Raw genomic sequence first — 23,521 nt, forward strand, 5'->3', positions numbered from 1 at the left:
GGAAATGGCTATCTCATACAACAAGCTTTGGAAATTACTTGTTGATAGAAAAATGAGCAAAGCGGATTTGAGAAAAGCTGCTGGGATTGCGCCAAATACCATGACCCGCTTGAGGCGCGATGAGGAAGTTACACTTACGGTGCTCAATAAGATCTGTGCTGTGTTGGGCGCAGATATCGGTGATATTATGGAGTTTTTACCAGAAGAGAAAGCGGGGAGATGAGTCCGTTTTTTTGGACAGTAATTTTGCGATAATGTCATTTGCGGAAGTCCTCGTAATCGGGATAACGTAATAGGCAGATTAAGGAAGGATAGCAGATATGCAAGTTAGGGAAACGCCTCCATTTGCACCTGTGCTTATGGAATCCACCAGGGCAATTGGTTACAGCTTGGAAGCTGCCATAGCCGATATTATCGACAACAGCATTGCGGCAAAAGCGGGCAAAGTTCAGCTGTTCTTTTTCCCAGTTGATGATGCTTATGTCTGCATCTTAGACAATGGATCCGGCATGGATGATGCGCAAATTGATGTCGCCATGCAGTATGGCAGCAAAAGTCCAACCGATATGCGTGACGCCTCTGATCTGGGACGTTATGGACTTGGCTTAAAAACCGCTTCGCTGTCACAGTGCCGTGTGCTCACGGTGGTCAGCAAACAGGGCAATACCATAATCGGCAGACGATGGGATTTAGATTATGTCATTGAAACAGGGACATGGTCACTCCTCGTTCTTAATGAAGATGACCTTGAACAGGTTCCTCATATCGCTGATTTGAAAGAGCAGGAAAATGGCACGCTGGTCGTATGGCAGAATCTTGACCGTCTGCTTATGGGCGAAGTCGATTATGAAAAATCACTTGGCCGGAAAATGGACGATGTTAGGCAGCACTTGGGGCTTGTTTTTCACAGATATCTATCCGGCGAAGCAGGCATCAAACGGCTGGAAATTCTTTTCAACGGTGTAAAAATAAAAGCAGCAGATCCTTTTTTGCTGAAGAAAAGCACGCAGGCAATGGACACCGAAACGTTGATTATCCGAGGAAAAAAGATTCTGGTTAAGCCCTATATTCTGCCGCACATATCCAAGATGACCGAAGAGGAAAAAAATCAGCTTGGCGGAAAAGAAGGTATTCGGAAGCAGCAGGGCTTTTATGTATACCGAAACAAGCGCCTTTTGATCTGGGGAACGTGGTTCCGCATGATGAGACAGGGAGACCTCTCTAAACTGGCTCGTGTGATGGTTGATATCCCAAATGATTTGGATGATCTTTGGACGCTTGATATCAAGAAATCACACGCTATTCCTCCTGCTGAAGTGAGAAACAACCTTCAAATTTGAATTTAACTATCTAATCCTCAAAAACCATTGATTTTTCAAGGCTTCACGCCTGTTTTTCATTCAAACCTTATCTGTTTGCCCTTGTTTTTGCCCTTACGAGCCGAAACAAGGGCAACTTTTTATTCCCCGCCGACCACCTTATCCAGCAGCCTTGCGGAAGTGCGCTTCGCTTCCCTTGTAGAGTGAGCGTAGATGTTCATTGTGGTACTGACATCGGAGTGTCCGAGAAGTTCCTGCACATCTTTCGGCTTTGCGCCGCCGGAAAGCAGATTGCTTGTGTAGGTGTGACGGAGCGTGTGGAAATGGAAATCTTCAAGCCCTTTCACTTTCTTCTTTGCCGCCCTGCACATAATCCCTACCGTACTCGGCGCTTCATACGCCCCGTCTGCTCTCAGGCAGACAAAGGAGATTTCCTTGTAATCCTCCGGGACTTCCTCTGTCCTTTGCAGGCTGTAAACCTCATAATAGGTGCGCCCTTTTTCCTTTACTTCTTTGTAGTAGTTCAGGTGATAAAACTCCCCGTAGCGGAAACGGTTTTTGCGCTGTTCTGTTCTCGCCGCCCGCAGGATTGCCGCCAGCGTGTCGCAGAAATCAACGGTGCGGACTTTGCTCCGTTTTGTCGTTCCCACTTCGGTTGTGTGCCTTGTTCCGTTATAGCGCATGCTTCGGCGTACCGTGAGATATTGTTCCTCAAGGTTAATATCCTGCCAAGTCAAGCCGCATACTTCCCCGATACGAAGCCCCGTGTAGTACGCTATCTGCACAGGCAGCAAGGCGGGATTATCTTTTGCCTTGAGAAATTCCTCCAGCTTTTGGAACTGTTCATGGGTGATAGTAGGAATACTGGAAGTATCTTCCTCACTGTCCGAGAAAATATCCGTTTCCTGCTTCCTGCCCCTCAGCTTCACATACTGCATAGGGTTAAAGGTAATCAGTTTTTTCGGGAAAACCGCAAAGCGGAAGGAATTTTGCAACACCGCCGAGAACAGGAGCATATATCCTTTGCTCATGGGCTTTGAAGTTGTCCCGTCCGGGTTTGTCCCACCGTAGCTCAGAAAATCAATGAACGCCTGCAAATGGTCGGCGGTCACGGTTTTCAGCTTGCGTTTGCCAATGGGATATTGCTTGATACGGTTGACCGTTCCCTGATAGGACATGACCGTCCCGTTGCTTAAGTTGCCGGGTTTCAGTTCTTCCTCTACCCACATATCCAGCATATCGCCTACCGTGATGTTTTCCGCTTTCCCGACAAACTGCTTTTCCTCATAGTCCGCTATCGCTTTGCGGAGCATGGCTTCTGTTTCCGCCTTGCTCTCTGTGCCTGCAAACTCTTTCTGCACTTTTCTGCCGCTTTCATCTTCAATATAAAAGCGTCCGTACCACTTTTTGCCTTTCTTTCTTACAGAACCTTTTGCCATAGATAAAAAACTCCTTTCTATCCGTGGCAATCGGGACTGTGACATATGGTGTGCGTAAAGTAATTGTGTCACTTCCGCCAGTGAAAGTCAACTGGCGTCTTTACTTGTCAAGGTGCCACGGAATTTTCTTTTTCGGAAAGCCTTTCTTCGGCTTCCTCCACTATCCCGAAAAGTGCGCCCATCGACATTCTTGTGCGCCCCTCATCGTGGATATGTAAAATCCCGTCTAAAAACCGTTTCATATCCTCAATCGGTACTTCCATCTTCTTGCGGTATACCTGTTCCATGATTGCCCCGGACTCTATGGCGTACCGTCCAAGAGACTCTTTCAGCCCTTTGTCCTCCGCCACACGGTCAACTTCCTCCATAGCATCAGCAAAGTAGCAGGTCATAACCGTATACAGGTCAACCATCTTGCCGAGAAATGTCGTGAGAAGCTGCTGGTGCGGCTCGCCCTTTACTGTATAGGAAACTGTGTCCAGATATTTCCTGATGTGTTCCTCAATATCCCGCTGGCAAAGAGTATAGGTGTCATATTCCTTATCATCGGAAAGACCTGTCAGCCATTCGGGAGTTGTGAGCAACGCTTCCGCAAGACCGTTGATAACCATTGTGCGCTTCGGATCAACTCCGTCCGCTTCATACCGCTGAATGGTGGATTTGTTCACGCCTACACGCCTGCCAAGTTCCGGCATGGTAATGTTTAACTCTGTGCGGCGTTCCTTAATCCTCCTACCGACCTGTTTTGCGGTGAATGTGGTTTCTTTTTTCAAGGTGTTCACCTCCTGACTGGTATCAGTATAACACGCCGATACTTATTTTGCAACCTTTATCTCAATGAAAGTTGTAAATAAACTATGAATGGTTGCAAAATAGGTTGACAAGAGATGGCAGAATAAGTATAATGATAAAACAGTAGTTGCAAAATGAGTATTCTAAAAGGAGGTTGATAGAATGAGCGCAGTCAAAATGGGACTTACCATAGAGGAAGCCGCAGAATGTACGGGTATCGGCAGGAACACCATGCGGAAGCTGGTGGAATGGGGAAAGCTGCCCGTCCTCAAAGTGGGGCGCAAGACCATTATCCGCAGGGACACGCTGGAACGGTTTCTGACGGTCAATCAGGGAAGAAATCTTCTGAAGCCCGATGATGTCCGCAGAGTGGAATGACCATCCATTCTCTTTTCGGAAAGTAACCCTAAGCCCTCGGCGTTTGAGAGCGAAATACACCCCTCGCACAAATCTTCGATTTGTACTCCGGGTATTTCGCCCTTGCAGGGGGCTTCCGTATCAACCGCCTGCGGCGTATGATACGGGGCTGTCACCGCTGCCGCAGCGACAGCCACAACCGTAAACGGTTGCAAAAAAAGGACGCACCTTGACAACAGAAAACGGAGATGATGTATGCCGAGACACAGTTTTATCCAGATGTCAAAACTGCCCAATGTCAAAGGGCGAATATCGTATATTACAAGCCATGCAAGGCAGGAAAATCTCTATGCCACCTACCGCACCGCCGACAGCACCTTTTGGAGCAACCTTGCAAGGGAAAGCCAGCAGGAGTTTCAGCGCAGCGGCACAGAGGGCAAATGTATCGAAGCAAGGGAACTGATTATCGCCTTGCCCGAAATCTATACGCAATACGAGCCGCAGCAGGTACTCACGGACTTTACAGAGGAGTTCCGCAGGCGGTACGGTGTGGAGTGCGTGTCCGCCCTCCACCACAACAAGCGCAAGACAAATTATCATATCCATCTGATTTTCAGCGAGAGGAGGTTGCTCCCCGAACCTGATGTAAAGGTTGCTTCCCGCAGCGTGTTCTTTGACGAGACTGGAAAGCGTGTCCGCACCAAAAAGGAAATCACGGGGGAGGACGGGCAGATACGGAAAGGCTGTACCGTCATCAAAAAAGGCGAGGTATACGAAAGCCATCTGTTTACTACCAAAGATACACGCTTTAAGGGAGAGCCTTTTCTCCGAGAGATAAAGGAAGTGTATACAGAACTTATTAACTGCCATATCTCCGATCCTGAGCAGCACTTAAAGGTATTTGATAAAAACAGCGTCTATCTTCCGGCCAAGAAAATCGGCAAAAATAATCCCAAAGAGGACGAAATCAAAGCCGATAATGCCGCAAGGCAGGAATGGAACAGGACAGCGGATATGGCGTTATTATCAGGTATCTCCGAAGCAAAGATTTTAGAAGTCAAGCAGACAGAGATACACGAAAAGGCGAGCCAGTCTATCAAAAGCAAGGGCTGGCTGCCGGGTCTGTTCCGCAGTATCGTAAACAAGGCTAAGGACTTCCTGCAAAACTTAATCCGTGAACACGATATGCCGCCGAAGCCTGTCCTTGAAATAGATATGGCAGAGTTCCGTACCATGCAAAAGCTGATGATAAAGGCGCAGGATAAGGCGAAAGAAATCCGGCATTTGCAGGATACGGTACTTCCGAAGCTGAAACAACAGCTTGCCGATACAAAAGGGATTTTCAAGGGTAAGGAGCGCAAGGCGCTCACAGAGCAGATACAGCGGACAGAAAAGAAAATCGCTGAAAAGCTGGATAAACTGCCCGATGTTCTGAAAGAGGACGGTTATCCCGATGTGCAGGCGTTCATGGCAACCTACCGCAAGGCGGAGGCTGTCGTGGAGCAGTACAATCGTGACCTTGCCGCATGGGAGCGGCAGGTCAGGGAAAAACAGAAACCCGCCCAAAAAGAGCAGGCAAAGCCGCCTGAACGGGAGAGCCTATTGAAACGCCTGCGCCAGCTTCAGGCGGAGGGCAAGCAGAGAAACCAGCCGAGACAGAGAAAGAAATCCTTTGACAGAGACAGCCGATAGGCACAAAAAACCGCCGCTATGGTATTACCCATGCGGCGGCATACATAAAAATCTTATTTGTGTTCTGCAAGTGTGACTTTCATATCCTGAGCATTGATGATTGTTTCCTTTTTGCACTTCGGACAGTAGAGGGGGAAGTTTCTTAATTCTGTATCTTCCCGTATCATTGTACGAGTTTTATTGCCGCAGATAGGGCATAATATCCATTCTGTAGCTTTCATGTTACTTTTCTAATTTCAAGTCTTTTATTTTTTGAGATATTCTCTCAATGACCTGTATAAAACATTCATCACTTTTGCCCGTCGGATCGGGAAGTCCCCAATTATCATCAAACGCTCTACCGATATAGGGACAACCGACATCACACCCCATTGAAATCGCAATATCGGGCGTAGGGATTTTATCAATCGTCTTGCTATACTGGCTTTGCTCCATATCTATCCCATAAAGCTGTTTCATAAGCCGCACAGCGTCCTGATTGATTTGTGATTTTGTTTCTGTTCCGGCAGAATAGAAATCAAACTTATCTCCCGCCAAATGTTTTCCAAGTGCTTCTGCAATCTGACTGCGGCAGGAGTTATGCACACAAATAAAGGCTACCTTTTTCTTATCCATCGTTAAAACCCCAGCTTGTGCAGCAGAGCAACCACATCAGCAGCTTTCAAAACCTTACCCATAGCAACAACCTTTTCGTTGACAACAAGGGCAGGCATACTCATAACACCGTATTCCATTACTTTCTGCATATCGGTAATGTATTCGACCTCTACGGAAAGTCCCATATCCTTTACTGCCTGCTTTGTGTATTCAAATTGTTCGTGACAGGATTTACAACCTGCCCCTAACACTTTGATACAGCAGATTTCTCCCTCTTTCAAATCAGGACAGCAATCGTTTGTAATGCTTTCTGCTTCGCTGGCAGCACAACCGCAGCTACAAGCGCAAGCAGGTGTTTTCTTTTCTTCTTCCTTTTTCTTTCCAAAGTTAAATAATGCCATAATAATAACCTCCTAAAATTAAACAATTAAATATTGTATTGCGTTGAAAAGATAGCCTACAATAATAATACCAGCAGCACATATTCCAATGAAAATACCAAGCAGTTTCGGTTTGACCGCCTTGCGAAGCATAATCATTGAAGGGAGCGAAAGCGTAGTAACGCCCATCATAAAGGAAAGGACAACGCCGAGCAAAGCACCTTTTGCAAGCAGGGCTTCTGCAATCGGAATTGTACCGAAAATATCCGCATACATCGGAATACCTACTATCGTAGCAAGAATTACGCCAAACGGATTATTTTCGCCAAGTGCTTTGACAATAAATTCTTCAGGAATCCAGTTGTGAATGAAAGCACCAATGCCCACGCCAATCAGAACATAAGGAGCAACCTTTTTAGCGGTTTCAACAACCTGTTCCCACGCAAATTTCATACGGTCTTTGAAATGCAGCTCCTCCTGCGGAACATCAATTGAGTGACCGTTTCGGATATATTCTTCCACTTGATTATCGAGGTGCAGCTTTTCAATTATCGTTCCGCCAGCCACAGCGATTACTAAACCGAATATTACATATAAAACAGCAACTTTCCAGCCGAAAATACTCATCAGTAAGACAAGGCTTCCGAGGTCAACCATCGGCGAAGAAATCAAAAAGGAGAATGTAACTCCAAGTGGTAAGCCTGCGCTTGTAAATCCGATAAACAGCGGAATAGAGGAACACGAGCAAAACGGTGTTACCGTACCGAGCAGAGCTGCGATGATATTCGCCCATATGCCGTGAAATCTGCCGAGTATCTTTTTTGCTCTTTCGGGCGGGAAATAACTTTGAATATACGAGATAATCAAAATCAAAACGCCAAGCAGTACCATAATTTTTATGGTATCATAGATGAAAAACTGAATACTCGCTCCTATTTTGCCCGTGGTATCTAAACCGCAAGCGTTCAAAATTGTTTCAATGAGACGATTCAGCCAGTTCATACCGAGGACTTCATTTTGAAAAAAGTCCCAAATTGTTTTTAGTGCCTCCATAAAAAGCTCCTTTCATATAGTCATATTGAAATATGTCGATTTATCGTCCCGAATATAAGCCGTGCGGAAAAGCAATCAATAAACTTCCTCACTTTTCACAGCACGACTTGTTTTCGCTTTCAACATCAAGTGTTGTCAACTGCCGCAAACATTCTTTTGCCTGCTCCACACCTTTTTCTGAAATAGAATAGTGTGTCCATTTTCCCTCTTTGCGCCCGACAACTATTTCAGCGTCACAAAGAATTTTCATATGGTGGGAAAGCGTAGGCTGCGTGACATTGATTTCTTCTAGCAACTTGCAAGCACATTTTTCACCTGAACGCAGCAGTTTTATAATCCTAATGCGGTTTTCATCACAAAACGCTTTGAAAATTGCCGCAATTCTTTTTTCATCCATCTCTCTCAATCACCTCCTATAGATAAATGTCTATGTGTTATTATATGCAACACATAGAAAAATGTCAATATATTTTTTTGATTTAAGTGAAACAGCGGTAGGAAAACTAAATCCTACCGCTGTCTTCTTATGCAAAGATGATTTCTTTTTCCACAATCTCCTTTGCACACGCCCGTATGTTATTCATTCTCTGTGTCCATTCCAAAGCGTTTTCCGCCTTTAACTGCTCCGTAATACCCTGCACCCGTTTCATCTGCTCTGTGAGCCTTTCCATGCGTTCCTGCGCCTGCCTGTCGATGTCAGCAAGGTAATTGTTCAGTCTGCCGCTTGTGAACAAGGTTATGTAGGTGGCTCGGCGGTATTCTTTCAGATACCGCAAGTGCCGCTGTCCCCACAAACCAATAGGCTGTTCTTTTTCGGCTGGTAAGATAAGACATGGGATATAATAATCTCCTTGCAGTTCATACCACAGACCATTTTTATCATCGTAAATGTACTTGTCCATTGAAAAATCCTCCGTTATAATATATTCGCACATACATCACAGTTCTCCGATTGCCACACTTTGTTATATCTTGTTATGAGATTTTCTTGCCCTTGTATTTGCCCTTATGAGCAATGAGGGAAAGAGTAAACTTGTGTGTAACCGTATAAAGAGATAAGGCAGACACATTGCGATAAATCCTTTATTTTCAAGGCTTTTGGAGGATTTTATTAAAACACTGTAACCTCTGTTGAGAGGTCATAATTTACTGATATTCAAATTGTGATTGATCGTATTGCAGATAAGAGCAAGCGGACTTGGACATTCAGAGGGAAAAAAGAGACTTCTGATACAGTAGAGCATATATGGACGAGGCTGAAAACTCCGGGCAGCGGTGTTGCCTATGAGATCAATCGTGACCACCCGCTGGTGGATCAGATTATTGCAGATGTTCCAGAAGCCCGTACGAAACTTGAGAGTCTGCTTCGGTATATTGAACGCAGCATCCCTCTGAACCAGCTGTATGTTGATTTGAATAATGATGAAAAGATCGAAAATGATACCGAAATAGAAGAAGCGGAAATGCGGAAAACATTGGAGCAAATGTTATCTGCTGTGCCGAGCAGCATCCTTAGACTGGAGATGCTGGAAAGACTTGAGCACACCGAGCCATTCTGCTTGTACCCCGATGTGCTTCATGATTTAAAAGCAGAGGAGGAGAGCTAATGTCTAATCCCAATATTGCGATGCTTGAGAATGTGATTTCTGCAGCAGTCAGTACACAGTATAAAGAAGTCCCACCCACCGAGGAGGAGTTTATTAATTTGGCGCAGACCATGCGTGCGAATATGAGCGCATTTGCGGTGACGGATGATGAATTTGCTGACATTCTGGTTCGGCTTCGTGCTTCGATTGTTATTCAGATGGATGTGGGCGTGTTTATCAACGACAGGAATACTCCGCATAAATCTTGGCTCCCGGCGAGAAGAGCGGATTTAGATTTCTTCTTCTGGAGCCGCTATAAAAAGTATCTTGAAGAAATCAAGCATTGGAACCCGCGTGTTACTGCTACTCTGGACAAAGTTTCCGACGAAATTGTCGATTTGCTTGGCGATCCAGAAAGCAGCGAGCCCTTCCAGCGCCGCGGACTTGTATTGGGGGATGTTCAGTCTGGCAAAACAGCTAACTATACAGCTATCAGCAATAAAGCTGCTGATACAGGATATAGGATCATTATTGTTCTGGCAGGTATGATGGAAAATCTGCGCCAGCAGACACAGTCTCGCTTGGATGCTGAGTTCTCCGGACGCAAAAGTGAATATTATCTGGATCCGAAGGCTGAACAGGAAATTAAAAATCTTCCTGTAGGTGTTGGACGCTATGGCGTGCAGAAGCGCATCGCTGCGTTCACATCTGTCTCTAAGGATTTCGATATAAACGTTCTGAAAAGCAACGATCTGAATCTCCAAAGTGTTTCTGATCCAGTCGTTTTGGTTGTAAAAAAGAATAAGCGAATTCTAAACAATTTAATTAAATGGCTGTCTAAGAGCAGAGATGACACCACCGGCAAGATTATGCTTCCTATGCTGCTGATTGACGATGAGGCTGATAATGCGTCGGTAAACACCCGCAGCGAGGACGACAGCCCTGCTGCGGTTAACGCCTGTATCAGAAAGCTGCTTCATGAGTTCTATCAGGCATCTTACCTTGGCATTACTGCAACCCCCTTCGCTAACATTTTCATTAATCCGGAAACGGAAGATGAGATGATAGGCGATGATTTGTTCCCGAGGGATTTCATCTATTCACTGGCTCCTCCTACCAACTATATTGGAGCAGACAAGATTTTTGGTGATGAGCCCAGCTTTTCGAATGCACTTATCCCGCTGCGGCGTGATGAGATGGATTTGTTTTTCCCGTTTACCCACAAAAAAGATCTCGAAGTTGATGCACTCCCGCCCAGTCTGTATGAAGCTATGGCGTACTTTCTGCTGTTTAATGCGATTCGCGATTTGCGAGGAGACTATACAGAACATCGGTCAATGATGATCCATGTCAGCAGATTCACTGACGTTCAGAACCGCATCGCCGAGGCGGTAAATGAATGGCTCGTTCAGATGAAATCCGATGTGCAGAATTACGCTGCACTGCCTTCTGCCCAGCGTGAGAAAATCAGCAATCTTCGTTACCTCCGCAAAGTTTGGGATAAGCATAAATTGGAAGCAATCAGCCGCGTGAGTTGGGACGAAATATGTACGAAATACCTCAATCGAGCTGTTGCGCCTATCGCAGCACGGGCTGTAAACCAAAAAACCGGTGCAACCAGTTTGGATTATTTCAATCATAAAGATGATGGCCTCAGGGTAATTGCAATTGGCGGAAACAGTCTGTCCAGAGGATTGACTTTGGAAGGTTTAGGTGTCAGCTATTTCTACCGCAGATCACAGATGTATGATACCCTTCTGCAGATGGGACGGTGGTTCGGCTATCGTCCAAACTACGACGATCTTTTCCGCATTTGGATGTCCGAAGAAGCTATTGACTGGTATGGATATATCACGAGAGCTGCCAATGAACTTAAGGACGAAATTGCAAAGATGAAACTGGCGAACCAGACACCGATGGAATTCGGTTTAAAAGTTCGTCAGGATCCGAATTCGCTGATTGCAACAGCGCGCAACAAGATGCGTTCTGCCACGCAGGTAAGCCGTCCCGTCACTGTCTCCGGTAAGCTTCTTGAAACACCGAGGTTGAAGGCTAATTTGGACATTCTCAAGTCCAACGAAACTGCATTCAAGGAGTTTGTTGATCATCTTGCAGAAGCAGGCACGCGTGATGTGAAGGAAAAGCCTTATTACTGGCGCGGAGTACCAAAGGAAATGATTGTACAGTTGCTGTTGGCTTTTGAAACCCATCCGTGGCACTTGGCATTCCAAGGAAGAGCCCTGGCGGAATATGTCGATGAGAAAATGAGTAATGAGACGTGGGATGTTGCGCTTGTTGCCGATGGTGAAGGCTCTGCGTATGATGCCGGATTGAAATGCGGAAGCGAGGTTTTGTCGATTAAAGCCACCGAGCGCCGTTCTGTTATCGCTGACGATAAGATGATTCGAATCAGCGGAACCAAGGTTAAAGTCGGTTCAGGCGGATGCACAAGGGTTGGACTTTCTGAGGAAGAAATCGAAGAAGCCAAGCGCCGATTCAGAGAGCAAAATGGTGATAAGCATATGTCGGACAGTGCCTATCTGATCAAAGAACGCAGTCCGTTGCTTATGCTGCATATTATTGAGACTCGTTTGGATGAAAAAGAGTCTACGAATAAAAATGTTCCTCCGTATTTGTTCGCTCTTGGTGTTGGCTTTCCAGATACAGGCACGGGGGTTCGTACTGCGAACTATATGGTCAATATGGTGGAGCTTAGAAACTGGATGGATCCGGATGAGGAAGAAGACGAATGAAGATTACTGCTGAATATCTCCATGGGAAATGGAAATCCATCAGCTATTATGATGGCGGATACATACAGGTAGAAGTGAAGCACCCTTTGGAGTGGCATGTCGGCTACAAAGAGATCGATCAGAAAACTTTAGTGATTGTATCTGAGAAAGAGCCGGAACTGCTTCAAACTTCAAAATCTATTGCGGTTTCAAAAGGCCGCCGCATGGATGGGAGGTGGGCGCTTTCATTTGCGCTTATGCGAGTAGAGCAGGACAGTGTCTTTGAGCTGCTATGTGCAGATTTGATCACCTACTCCCAATCTGCAGAGAACGAAACTGCGGCACTTGCACTGACTGCAAAGCGCTACAAGCAATGGAATAAGCTTTTGGAGCATCAGCGAAAAAGTTTGATGGACGAAAGCAATCGTAAGGGGCTGTTGGGAGAGTTAACCTATCTTTGCGGTGTAATTGACAGCGGATATCCAATATTCGCTGCAGTGCAGGGATGGGTAGGCCCGGATGGTGCAGACCAAGATTTCGTATATGCTGATGGCTGGCATGAAGTAAAGTCTGTCGGCGTTGCTGCCTCCTCTGTAACAATTTCTTCTTTGGAGCAGCTGGACAATAGTGATCCCGGCGAGTTGGTCGTCATGTTTATCGACAAGTGCGCTCCGGAACGAGGAGGCGCTGTGTCTCTTGGCGAGCAGGTCGATCTTACACTGGCACGGGTGCACGAAGATGGAGATGCTTTGTCGCTGTTGGAGAACAAACTGATGCGATATGGCTATATCGATCTGCCTGAATACAGAGAACAGAAGTATGTGTGCTCTGGAAGAGCTCGTTTCCTTGTAGACGCAGACTTTCCAAGGCTTACTGCTGATACTGTAATGCCGCAGATTATTGCCGCACAGTACTCTATTAGTTTAGCTGGTATTGAAGGCTGGAGAGTTGAGGATTAGACATGGATGCGCAGGAATTCAGAAAAGATTTTCTTGAAAATGTGAAAGCTGAGGCGGCCGCTACCGGAGAGGGTTCCTGCGCTGCTTTTGTGGGAGCCATGGCCCAATATCTGATTGAAGCTGAGGTGCTTCCGGATTTCACACCCTCTTTCTATACAAGCACGACGTCTACTCGAAAGAGATATCGGGTGGATGGGTATGTTTTGGATGAATTTGACTATACAATGAACCTGATCATCGCCGACTACGATGGCGCAGAGGAACGAACAATGGGCAAGGTTGCCTCTTCAACAAATTTTCAGCGTTTGTGTGTCTTTGTAGACCAAGCGTTAAACACCAGGCTCTATAAGGAAATCGAGATGAGTACGCCTTGTGCGGACTTGATTGATTTGCTTAGACTTGAAAAAGAGCGAATCCGCAAATATCGTCTGCTTATCTTCACGGATGCAGATGTCAGTGATACACTTAAAAACTTGGATAACCTTGACATCGGCGGAATTCCTGCTGAATGTCAGATTTGGGATATCGAGCGTCTGTTTAGAGTATGCTGTTCTGATTTGGGACGTCAGAATATTGAGATCGATTTCCGCGAGTATATCCCCGAAGGTATTCCTTGTTTGGAAGCAAGCAGTGCGTCAACTGCAGAGTATAACAGTTACCTCTGTATCATTCCAGGCAAGGTTCTCGCAGATATTTATGATAAATATGGAAGCCAGCTGCTGGAGGGTAATGTTCGGTCGTTCTTGTCTACCAAAGTTGCTGTAAATAAGAAAATCAGAGAAACTATCTTGAAATGCCCGTCTATGTTTTTTGCATACAACAATGGTGTTTCTGCTACAGCGATGGATGTTGAGATTGAGCGTTCCGCCAACGGAACTCATATCGTGAGTGCGCGGGACTTTCAGATCATCAACGGAGGTCAAACAACGGCATCGCTTTCAAACACTCGCCATAAAGACAAGGCTGATCTGAAGGGTATCTATGTACAGATGAAGCTTACTGAGATCGATGAGAGCGACATGGATCGTTCTACCGAACTTGTGCGAAATATTTCTCGGTCCTCCAACAGCCAGAACAAGGTCACGGATGCAGACTTCTTCTCGACACATCCCTTCCACATCAGAATGGAACAGCATTCCCGCAGAATTTTTGCTCCTGCAGAGGCTGGTGCACAGTACGAAACAAAGTGGTTCTATGAACGAGCTAAGGGTCAGTTCCTGCAGGCGCAGATGCGGCTCACTCCGGCAAAAAAACGCCAGTTCCTGCTGCAAAATCCAAAAAGCAAGGTTATTACAAAGACGGACTTGGCCAAAGTTCGCAATACATGGAACGAAATGCCTCACATAGTCAGCAAGGGCGCCCAGACCAACTTTATGAAATTTGCTGAGCTAATCGATGAAACATGGACGTCCAATGATGCGCAGTTCAATGAGCGCTATTTTACTGAAACTGTGGCATTGGTTATCTTGTTTAAACATTTGGAGGCGTTAATTCCGAAGCTGCCTTGGTATGAGCAGGGCTATCGTGCAAACATTGTCACCTATTCTTTGGCACTGCTCCATACGTTAATCCGGAAACAGTTTAAGGATATGGAGTTGGATTTGCAAAGCATTTGGCTGCGCCAAAGTGTTCCTGAAATCCTTACAAGCGTTTTGGAACAAATCTCCGAACAAGTCTTTTATAAGATTACTGATCCCAATCGCCCTACCATCAACGTTACACAATGGTGTAAGCGAGATGGCTGCTGGAAGAGCGTTCAGGAGATTAATCTGACATTGCCTGCGGAATTCACCAATGTATTGATTGGAAAAACTGAAGTGAAAGCGGCAGAAAAAGAGGCAAAGAGAGATCAGAAAATGCTTTCCGAAACAGAAGCACAGGTTAAGGTACTTGAGTATTCTGCAGATCAGTGGAAAAAGCTGTCTGCATTTGCAATGCAGAAACGCATGGTATCACCTGACGAAAATATAGCGTTGAAATATGCATGCCAAATCCCTAATAAAATGCCGAGCGGCTACCAGAGTCAACGACTTCTTGCTCTCCTCGAGCGAGCATTGTCAGAGGGCTTTAAGCTTTAACGGGAGAAAGAGGAATGTGCCGTGTACAAAGTTGTAGACTTGTTTGCAGGAGCAGGGGGCCTGAGCCTCGGCTTCATGCAGACTCAGAAATATGATATAAAAGTAGCCTTTGAGAACAGTCCTTATATGCAGGATACATATCGCCTCAATCATCCCGGTGTTGAAGTGCGGGGAGATGTCTGTACTGCGGACTATGATGCGATTAAGAAAAAGTACGGAGAAATAGATGTAGTCATTGGCGGGCCTCCTTGCCAGGGGTTTTCTAATGCGAACCGTCAAAAGAACCATGCTATCAGCCAGAATAATATGCTGGTAAAGCAGTATATCCGAGCTATTCTCGAACTTAAGCCGAAGGCTTTTGTTATGGAGAATGTCAGCATGCTGAAGTCTGACGTTCACCGATTCTATATGGAAGAGAGCGATATTGAAACTGTTAAAAGGTGCGGTATTCCTGTTAAATCAACGCCTCTTCACTTGCTGGATGCGGAGTACATGTTTGATGGAGCGCTGGAGATCGTCAAGGATCAGCAGAAGATTCAGCAGTATTTGTGGCCAGAACAGCATTATTTTGAACTGAACGTTATTTACAAAGCCGCGAAGAATCTTGATAAAATGAAATCTGCGCTTGAGAAACACAAAAAAAAACTTTGTGTTGCAGCTGCTGACTATGCGAAATCATCTGATAATAACCATATCTCCCGCGTCTCTGCAGACGCGTTTCAAGCTGTCTTAAATTACTATTCTGGAGTGCTGGATGCATCTGCACTCAAGAGTAAGATTGAACCAGCGATTATGATTCAGCGCATGCTCAGCAAGGCACAAGAAATATACGAAAACCACATAGTTGTAGATGCCTATACTGTTGAAGATGGAATTGCGGCGGTGATTCGCTCCTTTGCTGTTTATGACTATCTTGAGAAAGTACTGCAAGCGCCTGAGAATGATTATGTTTTGGACAAAGGGGTTCTTTGTGCGGCAGATTATGGTGCACCACAGAAACGGATGCGCTTTGTTGTAATTGGCATTAAACGCAGTATATCCCCAAAAGTTGCTCTGCCTAAAGGCCGTTTCGATGCAGATGAATATCGAACAGTACGAGACGCTATCAGTGATCTGGAAGATGTTGCGCCAGTATTTGACCTCGAAGATGATAATGACGGTATCCGTATTGAGCGTAAGGAAAACCTGAACGAATTAGCCTCTGCTCTGCGTAATGCTGAAGTTCTTCGAAATCATATTGTCACGAAAACGACAGATATCGCTATGGAAAGATTCCGCGCGCTGAAGCAAGGGCAAAATTTCCATGCGCTGGATGAATCACTTAAAATGAATACCTATACAGATGCCGCACGTACGCAGAATACAATCTATCTGAGATTGAACTATGACGAACCAAGCGGTACGGTTGTTAATGTGAGAAAATCTATGTGGATTCACCCAACGCTGGATCGCGCAATCAGCGTTCGAGAAGCTGCCAGACTTCAGACTTTCCCTGATAGTTTTGTGTTTTGCGGTTCAAAGGATAAACAGTACCAACAAGTGGGAAATGCTGTGCCGCCGATTATGGCTAAGTCTATTGCAAAGAAGCTGGCAAAAATTTTGAAAGACAATTTGCCGGAAGGTGAACAGTGTGGCGGATAACCATAGCAAAGAAGTCCGAAGCATGAATATGTCCCGCATTCGCAGCACGAATTCGAAACCCGAAGAAATTGTGCGCAAGTATCTTTTCTCAAAAGGATTCCGATATCGTAAGAATGTGAACAAACTGCCGGGTTGTCCGGATATAGTACTTCCTAAGTATAAAACGGTCATTTTTGTGAATGGATGCTTCTGGCATAAGCATGATTGCCCAAGATTCGTATGGCCTTCCTCCAATCAAGAATATTGGAAGCCGAAGATTCTAAGGAATGTTGAACGAGACAAAAATAACTGCAGAGAATTGTCGAGCATGGGATGGAATGTTATTACGATATGGGAATGTGAGTTAAAAAAGAAAGTTTTTGAAGGAACGATGGAACGAGTCATTTTGCAAATAACGTCAGGGAAGCAACCTTCGGTATAATTTGAAGGGAGAATTATGCAAAGAGCGTATTATTCTGCAAGAATAAGAGAATTTGTGGATGAAAAACCAGAAACGCTTCTTGGAAAACTTATGGTTTCTGATGAGTTTTCTACTACCGATCTCCAGAAAAATGCATGGCGAAAAGAAATAGATATTTTACAGGACCAGTTGCGTTCAGTTGAAAACGGTGATATTGCGTTCGAGTACACAATTCCGAGAATGGGTCACCGAATTGATGTAGTGTGCATCATTCACGGTTTGATCTTTTTGCTTGAATTTAAGGTCGGTGACAGAGAGTACAGAAAGTCGACAGCAGATCAGGTTATGGATTATGCTCTTGATTTGAAATACTTTCACGAACTGAGTGCAGATCGATATATTATTCCTATCAGTATTCCAACAGAAGCACCTTCTGTTTGTAATGAAGTCAGCTTTATGGAAGACAAAATCTCAGATGTGCTCAAATGCACGAAGGATAATATTGGATTAACTATTAACTCCGTACTCTCTTCTGTTCAGGATCAAGACTTATCTATGATGGATTGGATCAATTCCAGGTATGCTCCTACGCCAACTATTATAGAAGCAGCACAGGCAATGTACCGCAATCATTCAGTGAGGGACATCTCTCGAAATGATGCAGGCACATATAATTTGACGGCTACAACGGAAACAATCAATCAGATAATTGATGACTGCAAAAGAAACCACAAAAAAGCAATTTGCTTTGTAACTGGCGTTCCGGGTGCCGGAAAAACACTGGCTGGGCTAAATATTGCAAATGAACGTCACAATTTTGATGCAGATGAGCATGCAGTTTTTCTCTCTGGAAACGGCCCTCTCGTAGATATCCTTCAAGCTGCGTTAGCTAAGGATAGATCAAACCGCACGGGAATAACGATTGCAGAAGCAAAAAAGGAAACTAAAGCATTCATCCAGATTATTCACCGGTTCAGAGATGAAGCGCTTACAACGAATAATCCCCCAGCCGAAAAAGTGGCCATTTTTGATGAAGCACAGCGTGCTTGGAATGAAGAAAGCTTAACCGATTTTATGAAGCGAAAGAAGGGTGTTGATGCGTTTAATCAATCTGAACCTGAATTCTTAATTCGCATCATGGATCGACATCAAGACTGGGCAATAATTGTTTGTTTGGTTGGAGGCGGTCAGGAAATATATAATGGCGAAGCAGGAATTATTGATTGGTTCAGAGCTTTGCAGAATAAATTTAGAAATTGGCATATTTATCTTTCAGACAAGATGACCGATTCTGAGTATGTTGGAAACTCTTCAATTGAAGAATTGCTGACGGGATGTTCATACAGCCTTAGACCTGCTTTGCATCTGGGAGTTTCTCTGCGTTCTTTCCGAAGCGAGAAACTGGCCGAATTTGTAAAGCTGCTTCTTGATAATGAACCTAGCGCTGCAGCTGCCGTTTATTCAGAACTAAGTATACATTACCCTATTATATTGACTCGTGACTTAGACAAAGCAAAAGAATGGATTCGCAAGAAGGCAAGAGGAACTGAGCGATATGGATTATTGGCCAGTTCTGAGGGAAAACGTCTGCGCGGCATTGGCATTTGGGTTCCATCTGTTATTAACCACGTGGGATGGTTTTTGAATGAAAAAGACAATGTGGATTCGTCATACTTCCTTGAAGTGGCTGCTTCTGAATTCAAGGTACAAGGTCTTGAAATAGATTATAGTATACTTGCATGGGATGCAGATCTGCGCCGGTCTGGCGAAGGTTTTGACTATTTCAAATTTAGAGGAACTCATTGGAATCACGTAAATAATATGCAGCAGCAAAAGTATTTAAAGAATGCATACCGCGTTTTGATGACAAGAGCACGTCAGGGTATGATAATATTTGTGCCGAGCGGCACAGATCCAGAGGATGATCCAACGAGAGATTCTGCCTATTATGATGATATCTACAAATACCTGCGAAGTTGCGGAATTAAAGAACTTATGTAGTGGTAGTGGAAGAATTTATACTTATACCCCATTATACCCTTGATTTCGAGGGTATAATGAGGTATAATTTTGCATATAATAGTTTCACCGGGGAGGTGTACCATGGAACTGTCTGAACTGCAAGCCAAGATTGCTGATCTGGAACAGCAGATTGCAGAGCTGCCTGCTGGGTCTGTCACAAAGAAGGCGATCAACGGCAATGTGTATTTCTATCACCGCTGGACAGAGGACAAGAAGCGCCGGGAGAAGTATATTCCTGCAGAAGAGGTGGATTCTTTCCAGAAACAGGTTGAGCGACGAAAAGCACTGGAAAAAGAACTGAAGGTGCTGCAGAAGCAGCTGCCCAAGAAATCCGTATCTGCCGTCTCTGCACATACCTTTGCAACGAATATCCGCACTGGCGAGGCACTGCGTACCTTTTCTGCCTCTGTACGCAAATATCGCAAGCGCGAATGCTTCCGGCAGCTGCATGACTATATTTACGGAGAGCAGCATGATAAAGTGTTCATTCTCTATGGTTTGCGCCGGACGGGAAAAACAACCATGATCCGTCAGATCTTCGTAGAGATGAGCGACGCAGAGCTTTCGAAAGCAGCTTTCATTCAAATCACAGCAAGAGACACACTGGCTGATGTGAACCGCGATCTCAAGGCGTTGGAGGAACAGGGCTTCCGCTATGTGTTTCTCGACGAAGTAACACTGATGGAGGACTTTATTGAGGGCGCGGCGCTGTTCTCCGATGTGTTTGCCGCCTGCGGAATGAAAATCGTGCTGTCCGGCACGGATTCGCTGGGCTTCCTGTTCACGGAGGATGAGCAGCTCTACGACCGCTGTATTCTGCTGCACACGACATTCATCCCTTACCGCGAGTTTGAGTCTGTTCTTGGTATCCACGGCATTGATGAATACATCCGCTTCGGCGGCACCATGAGCCTCGGCGGTGTTCACTATAACGAAACCTCTACGTTTGCCAGCAAAAAAAGCGCCGATGAGTATGTGGACACGGCCATTGCCCGCAACATCCAGCATTCTCTGCTCTGCTACCAGTACGAGGGGCATTTCCGGCACTTACGGGATTTGTATGACAGGAATGAGCTGACCAGCGCCATCAATCGTGTGGTGGAAGATATCAACCACCGCTTCACACTGGAGGTGCTGACGCAGGACTTTAAGTCCCATGATCTGGGTATTTCAGCCAGCAATCTGCGCCGGGACCGCCAAAACCCAACGGACATCCTTGACCGCATCGACCTTGCGGCTGTTACAGAGAGCCTGCGTGAATTGCTGGAAATCCGCAACAAAGCAGAGCAGACGGTGAAGCTGGAGGATATTCACGCGGCAGAGATCAAAGAATATCTGGACTTGTTGGATTTGACACAGGAGATTGATGTGCTGCATCTGCCGGATGTAAGCACAAAGTCCAGCCGAACGGTAATCGCGCAGCCCGGTCTGCGCTACGCGCAGGCCGATGCGCTGATCCGCAGCTTGCTGCTGGATGAGACATTCAGTGCTCTGTCTCTGCCGGAGCGTACCGCTGTTCAGGAGCGCATTCTGTCCGAGATCAGAGGCCGGATGCTGGAAGACATTGTCCTGCTGGAAACCAAGCTGGCGAACCCCAAAAAGCAGGTATTTGTCCTGCAATTTCCTGTGGGTGAGTTCGACATGGTGGTGTTTGACCCTGTCGCCGGTTCCTGCCATATCTTTGAGATCAAGCACAGCGCAGAAATTGCGCCTCAGCAGTATCGGCATCTGATCGACGAAGAAAAGTGCGCTCAGGCCGAGCACCGTTACGGTCCCATCACCGGGAAAACGGTTCTCTATCGCGGTGAAAACAGAGTGATTGAGGGCATCCAATACCAGAACGTGGAAGAATACCTGCGGAACATCGTGAAAACGTAATGTAACCGCCGTCCGGGCTGAGAAGCTTGGGCGGCGGCCTTCGTTCAGCAATGAAAAAGGTTCAAAACAGCCGCTTTTCTTTCCTGTATTGCCTTGCATGCGTCAGATGTGAAATCATACGCCGCTCCATTTTATCGCCGTTTCTGCTGAACAAAACACGCGGAAATCGCCACAAAAACTGACAGAAAATCACGACCTGCTTCTGAAGCAAAAAAATCTGCGAATCTGTTTCCTGGCTCCTTTTCAAATAGATTCCTTTGTGATATGATATATCTATCAACATATCATATACGCGTGAGGTGCGCTTATGAAAAAGGAAACCAGACAATTTGTCATCTACTCCCGTAAGTCCAAGTTTACCGGCAAGGGCGAGAGCATCGAAAATCAGATCGAGCTGTGCCGCCAGTACATTGCTGTCCATTTTAGTCAGGAAGAGGCGGACGCAGCGCTGGTCTATGAAGACGAGGGCTTTTCCGGCGGGAATCTGGAGCGGCCTCAGTTCAAGAAAATGATGAAGGACTCCCAGAAAACAAAGTTTGCCGCCATTGTGGTATACCGGCTGGACCGCATCAGCCGCAACATCGGCGACTTTGCAAAGCTCATCGAAGACCTGGGCGACCGGCACATTGACTTCATTTCCATCCGGGAGCAGTTCGACACCTCCTCCCCCATGGGACGGGCCATGATGTATATTGCCTCCGTGTTCTCTCAGCTTGAAAGAGAAACGATTGCCGAGCGTATCCGGGATAATATGCACGAACTGTCCAAGACCGGGCGATGGCTGGGCGGTACCACGCCCACCGGCTATGAATCCGAAAGCATATCCAACGTGACCGTGGACGGAAAGGTGAGAAAAGCCTGCAAGCTGAAGATCATCCCGGAGGAGATCAGCCTTGTCCAGCTGATTTTTGAAAAGTTTCTGGAAACCGGCTCTCTCACCAAAGTGGATGCCTTTCTTCTGGAGAAACGGTACACCACCAAGCGGGGCAAGAACTTCACCCGCTTTGCCATCAAGGGCATTCTGACTAACCCTGTCTATATGATTGCCGACGAGGCAGCCTATGGATATCTGACGGAAAACCACGTTGACCTGTTCGCGGAAAAATCCGATTTTGACGGAAAGCACGGCATCATGGCCTACAACCGCACCCTGCAACGCCCTGGCAAGGCGCACCAGATCCGCCCCATGGAGGATTGGATCGTGTCTGTGGGTAAGCACCCCGGCGTGATTCCCGGCCAGCAGTGGATCCAGGTGCAGTCCATGCTGGAGGTCAACAAGTCCAAGAGCTACCGCAGGCCCCGCAGCAACGTGGCACTGCTGTCCGGGCTTCTGGTCTGCGGTGACTGCGGCGACTATATGCGTCCCAAACTGACCAACCGCCATGCGGCGAACGGCGAGCTGATCTACACTTATATGTGCTCCACCAAGGAACGGAGCCAGAGCTCCCGCTGCCAGATGAAAAATGCCAACGGCAACACACTGGACGCAAAGGTGATTTCCGAAATCAAAAAACTGTCCGAAGACCGGAGCTTCTTTGCCGACTTCCTGGCTCAAACGAAGAAGGCCATCAGCGGCAATCGGGAGGGATACGATGCAGAACTGCTGACTCTGAAAGAAAAGCTGGCCGAGAACGAAAGTAGCATCAAGGCGCTGGTCAGTTCCCTGACCAAGAGTGCCGGAACCTCTGCCGAGCCGTATATCATGGAGCAGATTCAGGAGCTGCACCAGACCGGCGAGGACATGAAAAATCGCCTTGCCGAGTTGGAAACCCTGACGGAACACCAGCGGTTTGCGGATCAGGAGTTCGCGTTCAGCCGCCAGATGATCGAATCCTTCGCCGCAAACGTGGATGACTGCACCGTGGAGGAAAAGCGGCGTCTGCTGCGTGCAATCGTGAAAAAAGTGGTCTGGGACGGCGAAAATGCCTGGGTTTACCTCTTTGCAGGAGACGGAGAGGCCGATTTACCCCCGTTTGACGCACCAGAAGTTCCGTTGAGTGAGGATAGCGAATGAGGTCCTGATGTATTTTCGCGCCGCAAAAAAGAGCGCGCAGGACATTTCCATGAATGAGCCGATCGACACGGATAAAGATGGAAACGCCCTGACCCTGATGGATGTAATGTCCACAGAAGATAACATTGTCGATAATCTCGATTGTAAAGTTAAATCGGAACAACTCAAACGTTATATCGCACAAGTGCTTACTCCACGGGAACGCCTCATCATTGAACTGCGTTATGGGCTGAACAATGACCATCCGCTCACGCAGCGAGAGGTCGCTGCGCGCTTAAAAATTTCACGCTCTTATGTATCCCGCATCGAGAAAAAGGCCTTACAGCTATTGAAAAGGCAGTTTGACAAACCCAGGCGATAAAAAAGAAAACCGGTCGCTTTCTCCGTTTCCCCGTCCTTACAATGGACGGGGACTTTTTTATAAAATATTCTATGTCGAACTCGGTCAAACCGTTTCCAATATTTTACAAATTTCTTAAATATGAAAATTAACAACGAATTTATTGAATTCCGATCTTCGACATAGTATAATAGAGTCTGTATATTTTTAGCGTATTCCTTGTTTAAATTGTTAAATTTTTG

At 46.1% G+C, this 23,521-nt stretch carries 22 protein-coding genes; 14 read left to right on the forward strand and 8 right to left on the reverse strand.

What is annotated here, in order from left to right; genetic code table 11:
* The first annotated feature begins 4 nt into the window (after positions 1-4).
* Complete coding sequence (locus I2E77_RS01490; RefSeq protein ID WP_195450479.1) at positions 5-223, forward strand: helix-turn-helix domain-containing protein; 219 nt, start codon at positions 5-7, stop codon at positions 221-223.
* Positions 224-320: 97 nt separating this feature from the next.
* Positions 321-1,340, forward strand: coding sequence for an ATP-binding protein (locus I2E77_RS01495; protein ID WP_195450480.1), 1,020 nt, complete (start codon positions 321-323; stop codon positions 1,338-1,340).
* Positions 1,341-1,459: 119 nt separating this feature from the next.
* On the opposite strand, the gene I2E77_RS01500 is transcribed toward I2E77_RS01495, so the two are convergent.
* Both I2E77_RS01500 and I2E77_RS01505 read right to left on the reverse strand, forming a co-directional pair.
* Complete coding sequence (locus I2E77_RS01500; RefSeq protein WP_002586625.1) at positions 1,460-2,758, reverse strand: tyrosine-type recombinase/integrase; 1,299 nt, start codon at positions 2,756-2,758, stop codon at positions 1,460-1,462.
* A gap of 107 nt (positions 2,759-2,865) precedes the next feature.
* Positions 2,866-3,540, reverse strand: a complete 675-nt coding sequence (locus I2E77_RS01505; protein ID WP_225363674.1) for a helix-turn-helix domain-containing protein — start codon at positions 3,538-3,540, stop codon at positions 2,866-2,868.
* Positions 3,541-3,712: 172 nt separating this feature from the next.
* Here I2E77_RS01505 and I2E77_RS01510 point away from each other — a divergent pair, with 172 nt between their 5' ends.
* Together I2E77_RS01510 and I2E77_RS01515 are read left to right on the forward strand one after the other, a co-directional pair.
* Complete coding sequence (locus I2E77_RS01510; RefSeq protein WP_002586623.1) at positions 3,713-3,928, forward strand: helix-turn-helix domain-containing protein; 216 nt, start codon at positions 3,713-3,715, stop codon at positions 3,926-3,928.
* 234 nt (positions 3,929-4,162) lie between these two features.
* Positions 4,163-5,599: a MobA/MobL family protein gene (locus I2E77_RS01515; protein WP_195450481.1), complete on the forward strand. Its 1,437-nt coding sequence runs from the start codon at positions 4,163-4,165 to the stop codon at positions 5,597-5,599.
* 53 nt (positions 5,600-5,652) lie between these two features.
* Here the strand turns inward: I2E77_RS01515 and I2E77_RS01520 are convergent, their stop codons facing one another.
* The 6 genes from I2E77_RS01520 to I2E77_RS01545 all read right to left on the reverse strand — a co-directional run bounded on the left by I2E77_RS01520 (position 5,653) and on the right by I2E77_RS01545 (position 8,531).
* Complete coding sequence (locus I2E77_RS01520) at positions 5,653-5,820, reverse strand: cysteine-rich KTR domain-containing protein (protein WP_087301850.1); 168 nt, start codon at positions 5,818-5,820, stop codon at positions 5,653-5,655.
* Position 5,821: 1 nt separating this feature from the next.
* The gene (locus I2E77_RS01525) at positions 5,822-6,214 is read right to left on the reverse strand and encodes an arsenate reductase ArsC (protein WP_002586621.1); all 393 of its coding nucleotides are present in this window, start codon (positions 6,212-6,214) and stop codon (positions 5,822-5,824) included.
* Between the two features lie 2 nt (positions 6,215-6,216).
* Positions 6,217-6,597, reverse strand: a complete 381-nt coding sequence (locus tag I2E77_RS01530; RefSeq protein ID WP_074141146.1) for a thioredoxin family protein — start codon at positions 6,595-6,597, stop codon at positions 6,217-6,219.
* A gap of 18 nt (positions 6,598-6,615) precedes the next feature.
* The gene (locus I2E77_RS01535; protein ID WP_195450482.1) at positions 6,616-7,629 is read right to left on the reverse strand and encodes a permease; all 1,014 of its coding nucleotides are present in this window, start codon (positions 7,627-7,629) and stop codon (positions 6,616-6,618) included.
* An 88-nt stretch (positions 7,630-7,717) separates the two neighbouring features.
* Positions 7,718-8,026, reverse strand: coding sequence for an ArsR/SmtB family transcription factor (locus tag I2E77_RS01540; RefSeq protein ID WP_002586618.1), 309 nt, complete (start codon positions 8,024-8,026; stop codon positions 7,718-7,720).
* A 127-nt stretch (positions 8,027-8,153) separates the two neighbouring features.
* Positions 8,154-8,531, reverse strand: coding sequence for a TnpV protein (locus I2E77_RS01545; protein WP_002586617.1), 378 nt, complete (start codon positions 8,529-8,531; stop codon positions 8,154-8,156).
* A 261-nt stretch (positions 8,532-8,792) separates the two neighbouring features.
* Here I2E77_RS01545 and I2E77_RS01550 point away from each other — a divergent pair, with 261 nt between their 5' ends.
* From I2E77_RS01550 to I2E77_RS01595, 10 genes are all read left to right on the forward strand, one after another.
* A complete protein-coding gene (locus I2E77_RS01550) occupies positions 8,793-9,236 on the forward strand; it encodes a hypothetical protein (RefSeq protein ID WP_195450483.1) in 444 nt (147 codons plus the stop codon).
* Entirely contained in the window at positions 9,236-11,968 is a 2,733-nt protein-coding gene (locus I2E77_RS01555; protein ID WP_195450484.1) for a Z1 domain-containing protein, read from the forward strand. The genes I2E77_RS01550 and I2E77_RS01555 overlap by 1 nt, the downstream gene beginning before the upstream one ends.
* Positions 11,965-12,906: a PD-(D/E)XK motif protein gene (locus tag I2E77_RS01560; RefSeq protein WP_195450485.1), complete on the forward strand. Its 942-nt coding sequence runs from the start codon at positions 11,965-11,967 to the stop codon at positions 12,904-12,906. The genes I2E77_RS01555 and I2E77_RS01560 overlap by 4 nt, the downstream gene beginning before the upstream one ends.
* Before the next feature lie 2 nt (positions 12,907-12,908).
* A complete protein-coding gene (locus tag I2E77_RS01565; RefSeq protein WP_195450486.1) occupies positions 12,909-14,984 on the forward strand; it encodes an AIPR family protein in 2,076 nt (691 codons plus the stop codon).
* A 21-nt stretch (positions 14,985-15,005) separates the two neighbouring features.
* Positions 15,006-16,625, forward strand: a complete 1,620-nt coding sequence (locus tag I2E77_RS14125; RefSeq protein WP_195450487.1) for a DNA cytosine methyltransferase — start codon at positions 15,006-15,008, stop codon at positions 16,623-16,625.
* 28 nt (positions 16,626-16,653) lie between these two features.
* Complete coding sequence (locus I2E77_RS01575) at positions 16,654-17,046, forward strand: very short patch repair endonuclease (protein ID WP_442858913.1); 393 nt, start codon at positions 16,654-16,656, stop codon at positions 17,044-17,046.
* Between the two features lie 15 nt (positions 17,047-17,061).
* Positions 17,062-19,026: a DUF2075 domain-containing protein gene (locus tag I2E77_RS01580; RefSeq protein WP_195450489.1), complete on the forward strand. Its 1,965-nt coding sequence runs from the start codon at positions 17,062-17,064 to the stop codon at positions 19,024-19,026.
* A 102-nt stretch (positions 19,027-19,128) separates the two neighbouring features.
* Positions 19,129-20,925: an AAA family ATPase gene (locus tag I2E77_RS01585; RefSeq protein WP_195450490.1), complete on the forward strand. Its 1,797-nt coding sequence runs from the start codon at positions 19,129-19,131 to the stop codon at positions 20,923-20,925.
* A 307-nt stretch (positions 20,926-21,232) separates the two neighbouring features.
* Positions 21,233-22,939, forward strand: a complete 1,707-nt coding sequence (locus I2E77_RS01590) for a recombinase family protein (protein ID WP_195450491.1) — start codon at positions 21,233-21,235, stop codon at positions 22,937-22,939.
* Positions 22,923-23,300, forward strand: coding sequence for a sigma-70 family RNA polymerase sigma factor (locus tag I2E77_RS01595; RefSeq protein WP_330608868.1), 378 nt, complete (start codon positions 22,923-22,925; stop codon positions 23,298-23,300). Before I2E77_RS01590 ends, I2E77_RS01595 begins: the two co-directional genes overlap by 17 nt.
* The last annotated feature ends 221 nt before the right edge of the window (positions 23,301-23,521 follow it).

It is taken from the genome of Anaeromassilibacillus sp. 1001302B_160321_C8 (assembly GCF_015554745.1).
GTDB classification, from domain to species: domain Bacteria; phylum Bacillota; class Clostridia; order Oscillospirales; family Acutalibacteraceae; genus Anaeromassilibacillus; species Anaeromassilibacillus stercoravium.